The 12038-nt window shown below is 66.0% G+C and carries 13 protein-coding genes and 1 pseudogene; 6 read left to right on the forward strand and 8 right to left on the reverse strand.

Annotated features, from left to right (window positions below):
• The first annotated feature begins 1 nt into the window (after position 1).
• Together QQ25_RS09025 and QQ25_RS09030 are read left to right on the forward strand one after the other, a co-directional pair.
• Entirely contained in the window at positions 2–907 is a 906-nt protein-coding gene (locus QQ25_RS09025; protein ID WP_039317311.1) for a sigma-70 family RNA polymerase sigma factor, read from the forward strand.
• A complete protein-coding gene (locus QQ25_RS09030; RefSeq protein WP_039378317.1) occupies positions 907–1401 on the forward strand; it encodes a PPOX class F420-dependent oxidoreductase in 495 nt (164 codons plus the stop codon). The genes QQ25_RS09025 and QQ25_RS09030 overlap by 1 nt, the downstream gene beginning before the upstream one ends.
• Positions 1402–1408: 7 nt before the next feature.
• On the opposite strand, the gene QQ25_RS09035 is transcribed toward QQ25_RS09030, so the two are convergent.
• The 6 genes and pseudogenes from QQ25_RS09035 to sdhC form a co-directional block, all read right to left on the reverse strand.
• The gene (locus tag QQ25_RS09035) at positions 1409–2200 is read right to left on the reverse strand and encodes a phosphatidylethanolamine N-methyltransferase family domain-containing protein (RefSeq protein ID WP_039317316.1); all 792 of its coding nucleotides are present in this window, start codon (positions 2198–2200) and stop codon (positions 1409–1411) included.
• A 64-nt stretch (positions 2201–2264) separates the two neighbouring features.
• Positions 2265–2885: pseudogene (locus tag QQ25_RS09040) on the reverse strand (carboxymuconolactone decarboxylase family protein); the annotation flags it as partial.
• Between the two features lie 90 nt (positions 2886–2975).
• Entirely contained in the window at positions 2976–3767 is a 792-nt protein-coding gene (locus tag QQ25_RS09045) for a succinate dehydrogenase iron-sulfur subunit (protein WP_039317321.1), read from the reverse strand.
• Between the two features lie 2 nt (positions 3768–3769).
• Positions 3770–5524, reverse strand: coding sequence for a succinate dehydrogenase flavoprotein subunit (sdhA, locus tag QQ25_RS09050; RefSeq protein ID WP_039317324.1), 1755 nt, complete (start codon positions 5522–5524; stop codon positions 3770–3772).
• A gap of 11 nt (positions 5525–5535) precedes the next feature.
• Positions 5536–5955 (reverse strand): succinate dehydrogenase hydrophobic membrane anchor subunit, encoded by a 420-nt coding sequence (locus QQ25_RS09055; protein ID WP_276016009.1) that lies wholly within the window; start codon positions 5953–5955, stop codon positions 5536–5538.
• Between the two features lie 47 nt (positions 5956–6002).
• Complete coding sequence (gene sdhC / locus QQ25_RS09060; RefSeq protein WP_082017495.1) at positions 6003–6419, reverse strand: succinate dehydrogenase, cytochrome b556 subunit; 417 nt, start codon at positions 6417–6419, stop codon at positions 6003–6005.
• Positions 6420–6633: 214 nt separating this feature from the next.
• On the opposite strand from sdhC, the gene QQ25_RS09065 reads away from it, so the two are divergent.
• Both QQ25_RS09065 and QQ25_RS09070 read left to right on the forward strand, forming a co-directional pair.
• Entirely contained in the window at positions 6634–7032 is a 399-nt protein-coding gene (locus QQ25_RS09065; RefSeq protein ID WP_039378321.1) for a cytidine deaminase, read from the forward strand.
• A 49-nt stretch (positions 7033–7081) separates the two neighbouring features.
• Complete coding sequence (locus QQ25_RS09070) at positions 7082–8374, forward strand: thymidine phosphorylase (protein ID WP_082017467.1); 1293 nt, start codon at positions 7082–7084, stop codon at positions 8372–8374.
• Here the strand turns inward: QQ25_RS09070 and QQ25_RS09075 are convergent.
• Positions 8371–9063: a hypothetical protein gene (locus tag QQ25_RS09075; protein ID WP_131546134.1), complete on the reverse strand. Its 693-nt coding sequence runs from the start codon at positions 9061–9063 to the stop codon at positions 8371–8373. The genes QQ25_RS09070 and QQ25_RS09075 overlap by 4 nt on opposite strands.
• A gap of 160 nt (positions 9064–9223) precedes the next feature.
• On the opposite strand from QQ25_RS09075, the gene QQ25_RS09080 reads away from it, so the two are divergent.
• Positions 9224–10054: a dienelactone hydrolase family protein gene (locus tag QQ25_RS09080; RefSeq protein WP_039378660.1), complete on the forward strand. Its 831-nt coding sequence runs from the start codon at positions 9224–9226 to the stop codon at positions 10052–10054.
• A 37-nt stretch (positions 10055–10091) separates the two neighbouring features.
• Complete coding sequence (locus QQ25_RS09085; protein ID WP_039378323.1) at positions 10092–11180, forward strand: adenosine deaminase; 1089 nt, start codon at positions 10092–10094, stop codon at positions 11178–11180.
• Here the strand turns inward: QQ25_RS09085 and QQ25_RS09090 are convergent.
• Positions 11149–12000 (reverse strand): alpha/beta fold hydrolase, encoded by an 852-nt coding sequence (locus QQ25_RS09090; RefSeq protein ID WP_039378326.1) that lies wholly within the window; start codon positions 11998–12000, stop codon positions 11149–11151. The two genes, QQ25_RS09085 and QQ25_RS09090, sit on opposite strands and share 32 nt — an antisense overlap.
• Positions 12001–12038: the final 38 nt, after the last annotated feature.

Below are 12038 nucleotides of genomic sequence, written 5' to 3' on the forward strand. Positions count from 1 at the left end.
CATGACCGCGAGCGCTCGGGTCGGCGAGTTCGAGGAGTTGCGGCCGCATCTGCTGGCCGTGGCCTACCGGTTGACGGGGACCTTCGCCGACGCCGAGGACATCGTCCAGGACGCATGGCTGCGGTGGGACGCCAACCGTACGCAGATCGCTGACCTGAGGGCGTGGCTGACCACCGTGGTGAGCAGGTTGGGCCTGGACCGCTTGCGCTCCGCGGCACATCGTCGCGAGTCCTATTACGGGGAATGGCTGCCAGAGCCCGTCGTGACCGGACTCGACGCCAACGACCCGCTCAACGCGGTGGTGGCCGGGGAGGACGCCCGGTTCGCCGCGATGGTGGTGTTGGAGCGGCTCACCCCGGATCAGCGGGTGGCCTTCGTGTTGCACGACGGGTTCGGTGTGCCGTTCACCGAGATCGCCGAGGTACTCGGGGTCAGCGATGCCTCGGCCAGGCAACTGGCGTCGCGGGCCCGCAAGGCCGTTGCGGATACGCCGGCCCCGGCACCCGACGATACGCACAACCAGGTTGCCGGCGAGCTGATGGCCGCCCTGGCCACGGGCGAACTCGACGCGGTCGTTCGGTTGCTGCATCCCGATGTCACGTTCACCGGCGATTCCAACCGCAAAGCGCCCACAGCTGCCCGCGTCATCCATGGTGCGGACAAGGTGGCCCGGTTCATCCTCGGGCTGTCCAAGCGCTACGGACCGAATTGGTTGTCAGGCAGTCAATTTGCGCTCGTCAACGGGCAGTTGGGCGTATACACGACCGGCGCGCCGGCCGGTGACGGCTACCCCGAGATGTCGCCCCGGGTCACGGTCTTCACCGTTCGGGACGGAAAGGTCTGCGCCGTCTGGGACATCGCCAACCCCGACAAGTTCACCGGATCCCCGCTGAGAGGTGTGTCGTGATGCCCAACGAACCCGGAACCCTGGCCCAGACGTTCAGCCGAATGATGTTCCGCGGCATGGACAAGATGCGTCATCGTGACGCCTTCGACATCGGCCCGGCCACCGGATCCAGCTTCGCCGGGTTCGAGAACTACCGCCAGATCGTGTTGGTGACGTTCAAACGTTCGGGTGAGGCGGTCCCCAGCCCGATCAACCACGGAATCGCGGACGGCAAGCTCTACGTGCGCACCGACGCGTCGACCGGAAAGGTCAAACGCCTTCGCAACAATCCACAGGTTCTCGTCGTGGCGAGCAGTCTGCGCGGCAAGCCTCGCGGTCCGGTGGTGGCCGGCGTGGCGCGCATCCTGCCCGAGGCAGAACACGCGCACGCCGACGCGGTCATCGCCGCCAACTGGAGCCCGCCCATGAAGCTGCTGGAGCGCAGCCTCGACGTCAGTAGTCAGACCCTGGGCGTGCCAATGGCTTTCATCGAGATCACGCCTGCTTCGGCGTGACTCGTCGTCACAAGACGTACGGGATCAACGCTTTACGGTCGGTGGGGTACTCGGGAAACTTGTCCTGATACCAGCGGTGAGTGCCCAGCGCCCGGGGGATCAGGTTGCCTGCCGTGATCAGCAGGATGGCGACCCCGGGCAGCGCCCAGGTCAGCAGCGCGAAGCCGGACCAGGCGATGATCTCGCCCAGATAGGCCGGGCTGGTGACGAACCGGAAGCCGCCGCCGAACGGAATCCGGTATTCGGCCCCGCCCGGGCTGCCCTTCTCCCGCAGGTTCCGCACGATGGATTCGGAGTTCACCAGCAGCGCGAATCCGCACAGGTAGATCACCAACCCGACCAGGAATCGCGGGTCGGTCAGCCACTGGGTGGTGTACTGCCCGAAGAAGTCGTGGCTGAACAGGGTTCCGTTCAGGTAGCCGTGCATGGATGTGACGAGCATGCCCATCACGATCACCGAGATGTTGAAGGTGCCGCGCTTGCCGGGGGCCTGGCGGATCGCGAGCGGGAAGAACCAGCCGCGGTTGGCGTAGTGCAGCAGCCAGATCCCAGCGAGCACCAGCGACGTCGGCTCGAATCGGTTGGGCCCGGCCAGGTAGCTGATCAAGAACACCACGGTTGCGGGGATCTCCATCAGCCACCAGCCGAGCTTCGGGTTGAGGTTCAAGCCGAGTTTCGTCGTCGAGAAGCGCCCGTAGGAACTCTGCGCGAAGAACCCGCCGATGATCACGAATGCCGCGAACGCGAAGGCCGCGGTCAGCACCGTGTCATAGAGCGTGTTGCCGGTGTACCAGTGCATGGTTGATCCCTAGGTGAGCGGGTGATTTCTGTAACGTGTTCTACCACCCGGTCCCACCGCGGGATCACTCAGTGTCGGCCCACGGAACCCGGCACGCGTCTCCGGAGTTGAAGCCCTGCTCGGTGATGCCCAGCGCCGAGTACATCCGCGACCGCATGTTCTCCACGCCGATCTGGTAGGTCAGCTCGATCACGCCGTCGTCGCCGAAGCGCCGGCGCAGGTCGTCCACCTGCTCGTCGGTGACGGTGTGCGGGTCTGTGGTCATGGCGTCGGCGTAGGAGATCGCGGCGCGCTCGTCGTCGGTGAACAGCGGCGAGGTGGCGTAGTCGTCGATCGACTTGAGCCGCTCCACGTCGAGGTTCTCCAGCCGCATCAGCATGGAGCCGAAGTCCACGCACCACGAGCAGCCGACGGTGCGGGCGGTCCAGAACACCGCGAGTTCGCGGACCGTCGCGGGCAGCTTCTTGGAGCCGGACTGCAGCAGGCCCTCGTGGACGGCGTTGGCGACCAGCAGGCGCGGGTGGTGGGCGGCCACGGCGAACGGCTCGGGCACCTCACCGAACTCGCGCTTGGCGTACCAGTACATCGCGCGGGTCAGCAGGCCGGCTTGCTTCGGGGTGACAGCGGGGATTCGTGTCTTGGTCTCGGTCATATGGGTTAGACGAGATGGCCCGGCAATGTGTGACAGAGCCTGCAAACGAGTGTTGGCTTGTGTTCGAGAATCACGAAGAATCTCGAACACAAGCCAACACTGGGCAAAGAAACCGGGAAAGACCTAGCGCGCGAACATCAGTGCGCGCTTGACCTCCTGGATCGCCTGGGTCACCTGGATGCCACGCGGGCAGGCCTCGGTGCAGTTGAACGTGGTGCGGCAGCGCCACACGCCGTCGACCTCGTTGAGGATGTCCAACCGCTCGGCGGCCGCCTCATCACGCGAATCGAAGATGAACCGGTGCGCGTTGACGATCGCGGCCGGGCCGAAGTACGACCCCTCACTCCAGTACACCGGGCACGAAGTGGTGCAGCAGGCACACAGGATGCACTTGGTGGTGTCGTCGTAGCGGGCCCGGTCGGTGGCGCTCTGGATGCGCTCCTTGGTGGGCGGGTTGCCACTGGTGATCAGGTACGGCTTCACAGCGCGGTAGGCGTCGAAGAACGGCTCCATGTCCACCACGAGGTCCTTCTCCACGGGCAGGCCGCGGATCGGCTCGATGGTGATGGTGAGCTGCTTGCCCGGCTTCTTCGGCAGCATGTCGCGCATCAGCACCTTGCACGCCAGCCGGTTCACGCCGTTGATGCGCATGGCGTCCGAACCGCACACCCCGTGGGCGCAGGAGCGCCGGAAGGTCAGGGTGCCGTCCAGGTAGCCCTTCACGTACAGCAGCAGGTTGAGCAGCCGGTCGGTGGGCAGGCAGGGAACCCGGAAGCTCTGCCAGCCCGCGGCGTCGGGATCTTCGGGGTTGAACCGGGCGATCTTGAGGGTGACCATCACCGCGCCCTCGGGCACGGGTGGCAGAGGCGGATCGCCGGCTTCGGGCTTGTCTACAACTTCAGCGACAGGTGCCATCGTCAGTACTTCCGCTCCATCGGTTCGTACCGGGTCTGGACGACGGGCTTGTAGTCCAGCCGGATGTCGGAAAGCAGGTCGTCGCCTTCCTTGTACGCCATGGTGTGCCGCAGGTAGTTGGTGTCGTCGCGGTTGGGGTAATCCTCGCGGGCGTGTCCGCCGCGGGATTCCTTGCGATTCAGCGCGCCGACCACGGTCACCTCGGCCAGTTCGAGCAGGAAGCCCAACTCGATGGCTTCCAGCAGGTCGCTGTTGTAGCGCTTGCCCTTGTCGTGCACGGTGATTCGTGCGTAACGCTCCTTGAGGGCGTGGATGTCGGTCAGCGCCTGCTTGAGCGTCTCCTCGGTGCGGAACACCGCGGCGTTGTTGTCCATCGACTGCTGCAGCGCGGTGCGGATGTCGGCGACGCGCTCGTTGCCGTGCTCGGAGAGGATGTCGCCGACCCAGCCGACCACCATCTCGGCCGGGTTCTCCGGCAGGTCGACGTGGTTGTGGTTGGCGGCGTACTCGGCGGCGGCGATGCCGGCGCGACGGCCGAACACGTTGATGTCCAGCAGCGAGTTGGTGCCAAGGCGGTTGGCGCCGTGCACCGACACGCACGCGCACTCACCCGCGGCGTACAGGCCGGGGATGACGTTGGTGTTGTCGCGCAGCACCTGGCCGTGGACCGTGGTCGGGATACCGCCCATGACGTAGTGGCAGGTGGGGTACACCGGCACCAGTTCGGTGACGGGGTCGACGCCCAGGTAGGTGCGGGCGAACTCGGTGATGTCGGGAAGCTTGGCCTCCAGCACATCCGCGCCGAGGTGGCGCACGTCGATGTAGACGTAGTCCTTGTTCGGTCCGGCGCCGCGGCCTTCGAGCACCTCGAGCACCATCGACCGGGCGACGATGTCGCGGGGCGCAAGGTCGACGATCGTCGGCGCATAGCGCTCCATGAACCGCTCGCCCTCGCCGTTGAGCAACCGGCCGCCCTCACCGCGCACGGCTTCGGAGATCAGAATGCCCAGGCCGGCCAGGCCTGTCGGGTGGAACTGGTGGAACTCCATGTCCTCCAAGGGAAGTCCCTTGCGGAAGATGATGCCGAGGCCGTCACCGGTCAAGGTGTGGGCGTTGGAGGTGGTCTTGTACATCCGGCCCGAACCGCCGGTCGCGAAGACGATCGCCTTGGCGTGGAAGATGTGGATGTCGCCGGTCGCCAGCTCATAGGCGATGACGCCGGTGGCCACCGGGCCGGCCGGGGTCTCGGTCAGCGCGATGTCCAGCGCATAGAACTCGTTGAAGAACTCCACGTCGTGCTTGACGCAGTTTTGGTACAGCGTCTGCAGGATCATGTGGCCGGTGCGGTCGGCGGCGTAACAGGCCCGGCGCACCGGGGCCTTGCCGTGATCGCGGGTGTGCCCGCCGAAGCGACGCTGGTCGATGCGGCCCTCGGGCGTCCGGTTGAACGGCATGCCCATCTTCTCGAGGTCGAGCACCGCGTCGATGGCCTCTTTGGCCATGATCTCGACGGCGTCCTGGTCAGCGAGGTAGTCGCCGCCCTTGACTGTGTCGAAGGTGTGCCACTCCCAGTTGTCTTCCTCGACGTTGGCGAGCGCGGCGCACATGCCGCCCTGGGCTGCGCCGGTGTGCGAGCGGGTCGGGTACAGCTTGGTCAGCACGGCGGTGCGTACCCGGGGTCCGGCCTCGACGGCCGCGCGCATGCCGGCGCCACCGGCACCGACGATGACGACGTCGTAGCGATGTTCCTGAATCATCTGTGTCCCCTTTAGGAGATGTTCGCGTCGAAGGTGACGAGCACGTAGCTGCCCAGCACCAACGTGAATCCGGTCGCCAGCAGCAGCACCGCGTTCAGCCAGAACTTGGTGGTGTTCTTACGGGCGTAGTCGCCGATGATCGTGCGCAGGCCGTTGGCGCCGTGGATCATCGCGAGCCACAGCAGGGCCATGTCCCAGATCTGCCAGAACGGGGAGGCCCAGCGCTGCGCGACGTAGTTGAAGTCGATGCGGTACACGCCGTCCTGCCACATCAGCATGATGAACAGGTGGCCGAGCGCGAGAAACACCAGCGCCAGCCCGGAGAACCGCATGAACAACCAGGCGTACTTCTCGAAGTACGGAATGCCGCGGGGACGGCGCGGCGCGCGCGGGTGGTCCAGCGCGGCCGGCCGGTCGTGCTCACGTTCCATCACCGGTGCCGGGCGGCCCAACCGCGACTCGCCCGCTCCTGGCGCGCTCACAGGAACCGCTCCGCCATGTGCATACCGATAACTCCTAGTGATGCGATGAGGACCACGGCAAAGATGCCGATGGCGACCGCGAGCATCTGCCGCTGGTAGCGGGGGCCCTGCTGCCAGAAGTCGATGAGGATGACGCGGATGCCGTTCAGCGCGTGAAACAGCACCGCGGCGACCAACCCCATCTCCATCAGTCCGACGATGGGCGTCTTGTACGTCTCGATGACCTCGTTGTAGGCCTGCGGGCTCACCCGGACCAACGCGGTATCGAGGACGTGTACGAACAGGAAGAAGAAGATCGTGGCACCGGTAATACGGTGCAGCACCCAGGACCACATTCCCGGATCACCGCGATAAAGGGTGCGCCGTCGTGCTTTCCTGGGTTGCGGAGCCGGTACCTCCGTCTGAGTACTCATCGGGCCCTCCAACGCCATCGGTGGGACGTCTGGGACTCGGATTGAATTAGCCCCAAACCTCGGGGCGACTCTAAACCCATTTGCAGTGGCGAACGAACTACGGTTGAACAGTTCGACCCGCTGACGAGGTAAAAGTTAGGCTTACCTATCTTAATGTGCGGGCCGGGAATTGGGGTTTCGGAATGCATTCAGAACCTACGTTCGGGTTTGTCGCATGACGATCGATGTCGACTGGAATATGTTGCGCAACAAGGCAATTGGCGTCTCGTTCCACGCGTACGCGCCTTATTCGGGGTTTTCGGTGGGGGCCGCGGCTCTGGTCGACGACGGCCGCGTCGTGGCCGGATGCAATGTGGAGAATGTCTCATATGGCCTAGGTCTCTGTGCCGAGTGCGCTGTGGCCTGTGCCCTCCATTCGGGAGGCGGCGGAAGGCTTGTCGCACTGTCGTGTGTGGGCCCGGACGGGGGTCTTTTGATGCCCTGTGGGCGCTGTCGTCAGGTCTTGCTGGAGCACGGCGGTCCCGAGCTGCTCATCGACCATCAGGACGGCCCGCGACCGCTACGCGACCTGCTGCCCGATGCCTTCGGGCCCGAGGATCTGCGGCGCGGGTAAGGCCAAGTGGTCCAACAACTCCGGGTTACTGGCGAGTAGGTTTACTGCCATGCCCCATCTCGACGCGCCGACCGTCATCCGGACCAAACGTGACGGCGGAGTGCTGTCCGACGCCGCGATCGACTGGGTGATCGACGGCTACACCCACGGACGCGTGGCCGACGAGCAGATGTCGGCGCTACTGATGGCGATTTTCCTGAACGGGATGACGGTGGCCGAGACCACCCGCTGGACCACCGCGATGGTGGCTTCCGGAGAGCGGTTCGACTTCACCGATCTGCGCCGTGACGGCCGGTCGTTGGCCTTGGTGGACAAGCACTCCACGGGCGGGGTGGGGGACAAGATCACCATTCCGCTGCTGCCGGTCGTGATGGCCTGTGGCGCCGCCGTTCCGCAGGCCTCGGGCCGCGGGCTAGGGCATACCGGCGGCACCCTGGACAAGCTGGAATCGATCCCCGGATTCACCGCGGAATTGTCCAAAGACCGTATCCGCCAGCAACTTTCCGAAGTGGGTGGCGCGATCTTCGCCGCTGGTGAACTTGCTCCCGCCGACCGCAAGATCTACGCCCTGCGAGACATCACGGCCACCGTCGACTCGACGCCGTTGATCGCGAGCTCGGTGATGAGCAAGAAATTGGCGGAAGGTGCACAGTCCTTGGTCTTGGACGTCAAGGTGGGTCGGGGCGCATTCCTCAAGACCGAGGACGACGCACGCGAACTGGCCCGCATCATGGTCGATCTCGGCAATTCCGACGGGGTGCCGACCCGGGCGTTGCTCACCGACATGAACTGCCCGCTGGGCCGGACCGTCGGCAACTCTGTGGAGGTCACCGAATCGCTGGAGGTGCTGGCGGGCGGCGGGCCGTCAGATGTGGTCGCCCTGACGCTGGCGCTGGCCACGGAAATGCTCGACGCGGCCGGCATCGACGGAGCCGACCCGGCCGAGACCCTGCGGGATGGCAGCGCGATGGATTGCTTCCGTGCGCTGGTGGCAGCCCAGGGCGGGGATCTGAGCCGCCCGCTGCCCATCGGGGCCGTCAGCGAGACCGTGACGGCCCCGCACGGCGGCGTCATGGGCGACCTCGACGCCATGGGTGTGGCGCTGGCGGCGTGGCGGTTGGGCGCCGGCCGGGCCCAGCCGGGTGAACCCGTGCAGTTAGGTGCCGGCTTGCGGATCCACCGCAAGCCGGGCGAGCCCGTGGCCGCGGGGGAGGCGCTGTTCACGCTCTACACGGAGACGGCCGAGCGGCTGCCCGGTGCACTGGCCGAACTCGACGGCGCCTGGACTGTCGGTGACACGGAGCCCACGCAGCGGCCGCTGATCATCGACCGGATCGGTTAGCGCCGCCGTGCTCGTGTGAGGGCCGCTTCGGTACCGAGTTCTGCCCGCAGTTCTGGGTCGTCGACGTAGGCCCGCACGTAGTAGTACAGGACGCGGGGATCGACATCGAACAGTCGGTAGTCGAATTCGATCATCGGTACCGGGGGAAGGCGATCGATGCGCCAGAAGCGCGTCGTGTACCGGCGGACCCAATCGGCGTTGGTATACCCGATCACCAGGATTGCCGGATAGCCGTTGGAAGCCGGTGTCACGCCCGCAATGGCCGGCCAGTCCAATCGCGACTCGAAGCTCCGTCCCCGGTGCACGATCCCCTGATGCGACAGTGTGATGCCGCCCCGGCGAACACATCCAACGCCGACGGCGCCCACGAAGGACGCGCACACGACGCCGAGCGCGCCTATGAGCACGGCGCCCCCGGGAAATCCCTCGTCCTGGTGGATGAATATCTCGATGGCGGCCATACCGCAGAAAACTGCGCAGCACACCATCAAGGCGACCAGGATATTGAACGGCCATGCCGAGTAACGAATCTCCGTCCCCGAAATGCCATCCAGCTCGACCGTGCGGACCGCTGCCGAAGGATCGACACGCCGGATTCGAACGACGACGCTGTACGCGATCACGAGGGCGATCACCAAAGCAAAGAGCAGGCAATATCTCAGGGCGACAAAGTTGCCGGCTTGTGCCACAAGCAATCCGAACAGGACTGAGACCACTGCGAATGTGGTCAGTGTCGCGAGCGCGAAGTAGAACCGGACGCCGTCAGAAGGTCTCATCGAGAGCATTCTCTCCTGGCGCCACCGAAAACCCAGCCTGGTCAATCGGGCGCACAGCTGCTAGGCACAGATGGTGCCCGACGACAACCTTGCGGATTTCCAACGATCAGAGTTCACCTACGAGTCCAAGACCCGCACCATATTTCGGCTCGGCGACGGCCCAGCGGTCATCATCATCGCCGAAATGCCCGGCATCACCCCCAGAGTTCTCGACTTTGCCCGTCAGGTCAGCGGGATCGGTTGCACCGCAGTCCTTCCGCACCTCTTCGGAGTCCCGGGCCGCGATCCGAACCCGGATGCACGCGGTCGGGTTGGCTTCGTGGCGAATGCGGTCAGCTCGCTGGTACCGGCCTGCATCAGCCGGGAATTCGTGACGATGGCGACCGGCAAGACCTCTCCGGTCATCGACTGGCTGCGGGCGCTGGCCCGGCACGAACACGAGCGTTGCGGCGGGCCCGGTGTCGGTGCCGTCGGCATGTGTTTCACCGGTGGCTATGCCCTGGCGATGGCCACCGATGATGCGTTGCTCGCCCCGGTCCTGTCGCAACCTTCGATGCCGATAGCGCTGACCGCCGCCCAACGCCGGTCGATCGACATCTCGGAGGAGGATCTGGCCGTCGTCAAGCAACGCTGCGCCCGCGGTCTGACGGTCATGGGTCTGCGATTCACCGGAGATCGACTGGTACCGCGGGAACGCTTCGACTTCTTGAGCGAGCAGCTGGGCGATGCATTCGTCGCGGTCGAACTCGACGATGCCGACGCCAACCCGGCCGCGACGATGGCACCGCACTCGGTGCTCACCGAGCACCTGATCGATGAGCCGGGGCAGCCCACCCGGGCCGCGCTCGATCAGGTGCTGGAGCTGTTTCGTCACCGACTGTTGAGCAGGTCGCAGCCTGAATGAGCGTCGCTGACCGGCCGCTGTCACGCATGATGGGGACATGAGTACGCCGCTGAGTCTGGACAAGATCCAGCACGCTCCCAAGGCCTTGCTGCACGACCACCTGGACGGCGGACTGCGACCGGCCACCGTGCTCGACCTGGCTGGTCAGCTCGGTTATGACGACCTGCCGGCCACCGAGCTCGACGAGCTGGCCACGTTCTTCCGCACGGCCGCGCACAGCGGCTCGTTGGTGCGTTACCTGGAGCCGTTCGCCCATACCGTCGGGGTGATGCAGACGCCCGAGGCGCTGCATCGCGTCGCCTTCGAATGCGTGGAGGACCTGGCTGCGGACAACGTCGTCTACGCGGAAGTCCGGTTCGCGCCGGAGCTGCACATCGACCGTGGTCTGTCCCTCGACGACGTGGTCGACGCCGTGCTGGCCGGCTTCGCCGACGGCGAGAAGGCAACCGCCGCGGAGGGCCGCACCATCACCGTGCGCTGTCTGGTCACCGCCATGCGCCACGCCGCCCGCTCCCGCGAGATCGCCGAGCTGGCAATCCGGTTCCGGGACAAGGGAGTCGTGGGATTCGACATCGCCGGTGCCGAGGCGGGATACCCTCCCACCCGGCACCTCGACGCCTTCGAGTACATGCGAGGCAACAACGCGCGCTTCACCATTCACGCCGGTGAGGCGTTCGGCCTGCCGTCCATCCACGAGGCCATCGCGTTCTGCGGGGCAGACCGGCTGGGCCACGGGGTGCGCATCGTCGACGACATCACCGAGTTCGACGACGGTACGCAGCGGCTGGGCCGGTTGGCATCCATCCTGCGCGACAAGCGCATTCCGCTGGAGATGTGCCCGAGCAGCAATGTGCAGACCGGTGCGGCGCCCAGCATTGCCGAGCATCCGTTCGACCGCCTGGCGCGGCTGCGGTTCCGTGTCACCGTCAACACCGACAACCGGTTGATGAGCGACACCACGATGAGCCAGGAGATGCGGCGGCTGGTCGAGGCTTTCGGCTACGGGTGGAGCGACCTCGAGCGGTTCACCATCAATGCGATGAAGTCGGCGTTCATCCCGTTCGACGAACGACTGGCGCTGATCGACGAGGTGATCAAACCCCGGTATGCGGTTCTGGTCGGCTGAGCACCGCACGTAGCGCATCGGCGAAAACTCCTGGGGCGCCGATGAATCCACCGTGGTCACCGGGGAACATCACCGGTCGTACCCCCAAGCGTTCGGCCAGCGCGGTCGTCGTCCGCTGCGTCAGCAGGTGCCCGGACTCCTCGCCGAGACCCAGCACCACCGCTGCGTTCTTCAGCGCCTGGACGTCGGGCAGGTAGCGGGTGGTGGCCCGCAGTTCATGGGTGAAGAAGTGCGCCGCATCGCGCAGATCCTGATCGCTGAGCGGGGGCATGTCGGGCATCCCCGGTGCGTCGGAGGGTGCGTCGGAGGGCACGTCGAAGCCGGCGTTGGCCATGAACTTGCCCCACGCCGCGAACATCCCGTCCCGGTCGAAGGTGGCGATGATGTCCTCGGTGGCGGCGCGCTGGGCGTCGGCGTCGGGCAGCAACTCGAGTAGGGGAGGCTCGTGTGCGACGACCGTGCGGACCCGGTCGGGGTGCCGGGCCGCCAACGCGAGCGCAGTCACCGCGCCGCCGGAGGAGCCGAACACGTCGGCTGAGGCGGCGCCCAGATCATCGAGGATGGCGACGACGTCATCGGCCCGCAGGTCGGGCGTCGAATCCTGAGCCGGATCATCGACCGAGCTACCCGCGATGCCGCGCGGATCGGCGGTCACCACGGTGTGGTCACCGGCCAACGCGTGTGCCAGTGGCGCGAACTCGGCGGCCGACATCGGGGCGCCGAGGATGATCAGCAGCGGTCCCGTCCCGCGCACCTCATAGTGCAGGCGGGCGCCGGGAACCGTGACGGTATGGGTGGAGAGGCTGCTGGAGGTGGTCATGGGTGTTCTGACCGGATGCGCGGCCAGAACTCATCGCG

The organism is Mycolicibacterium setense, assembly GCF_000805385.1.
In the GTDB taxonomy this organism is placed as follows: domain Bacteria; phylum Actinomycetota; class Actinomycetes; order Mycobacteriales; family Mycobacteriaceae; genus Mycobacterium; species Mycobacterium setense.

Excerpts from the sequence above, each read along its gene's own strand:
- QQ25_RS09070 (WP_082017467.1), top strand. The coding sequence starts at position 7,082 with ATGCCCCATCTCGACGCGCCGACCGTCATCCGGACCAAACGTGACGGC.
- QQ25_RS09025 (WP_039317311.1), top strand. The coding sequence starts at position 2 with ATGACCGCGAGCGCTCGGGTCGGCGAGTTCGAGGAGTTGCGGCCGCAT.
- QQ25_RS09090 (WP_039378326.1), bottom strand. The coding sequence starts at position 12,000 with ATGACCACCTCCAGCAGCCTCTCCACCCATACCGTCACGGTTCCCGGC.
- QQ25_RS09065 (WP_039378321.1), top strand. The coding sequence starts at position 6,634 with ATGACGATCGATGTCGACTGGAATATGTTGCGCAACAAGGCAATTGGC.
- QQ25_RS09085 (WP_039378323.1), top strand. The coding sequence starts at position 10,092 with ATGAGTACGCCGCTGAGTCTGGACAAGATCCAGCACGCTCCCAAGGCC.
- QQ25_RS09030 (WP_039378317.1), top strand. The coding sequence starts at position 907 with ATGCCCAACGAACCCGGAACCCTGGCCCAGACGTTCAGCCGAATGATG.
- QQ25_RS09045 (WP_039317321.1), bottom strand. The coding sequence starts at position 3,767 with ATGGCACCTGTCGCTGAAGTTGTAGACAAGCCCGAAGCCGGCGATCCG.
- QQ25_RS09055 (WP_276016009.1), bottom strand. The coding sequence starts at position 5,955 with ATGGAACGTGAGCACGACCGGCCGGCCGCGCTGGACCACCCGCGCGCG.
- QQ25_RS09035 (WP_039317316.1), bottom strand. The coding sequence starts at position 2,200 with ATGCACTGGTACACCGGCAACACGCTCTATGACACGGTGCTGACCGCG.
- sdhA (WP_039317324.1), bottom strand. The coding sequence starts at position 5,524 with ATGATTCAGGAACATCGCTACGACGTCGTCATCGTCGGTGCCGGTGGC.
- sdhC (WP_082017495.1), bottom strand. The coding sequence starts at position 6,419 with ATGAGTACTCAGACGGAGGTACCGGCTCCGCAACCCAGGAAAGCACGA.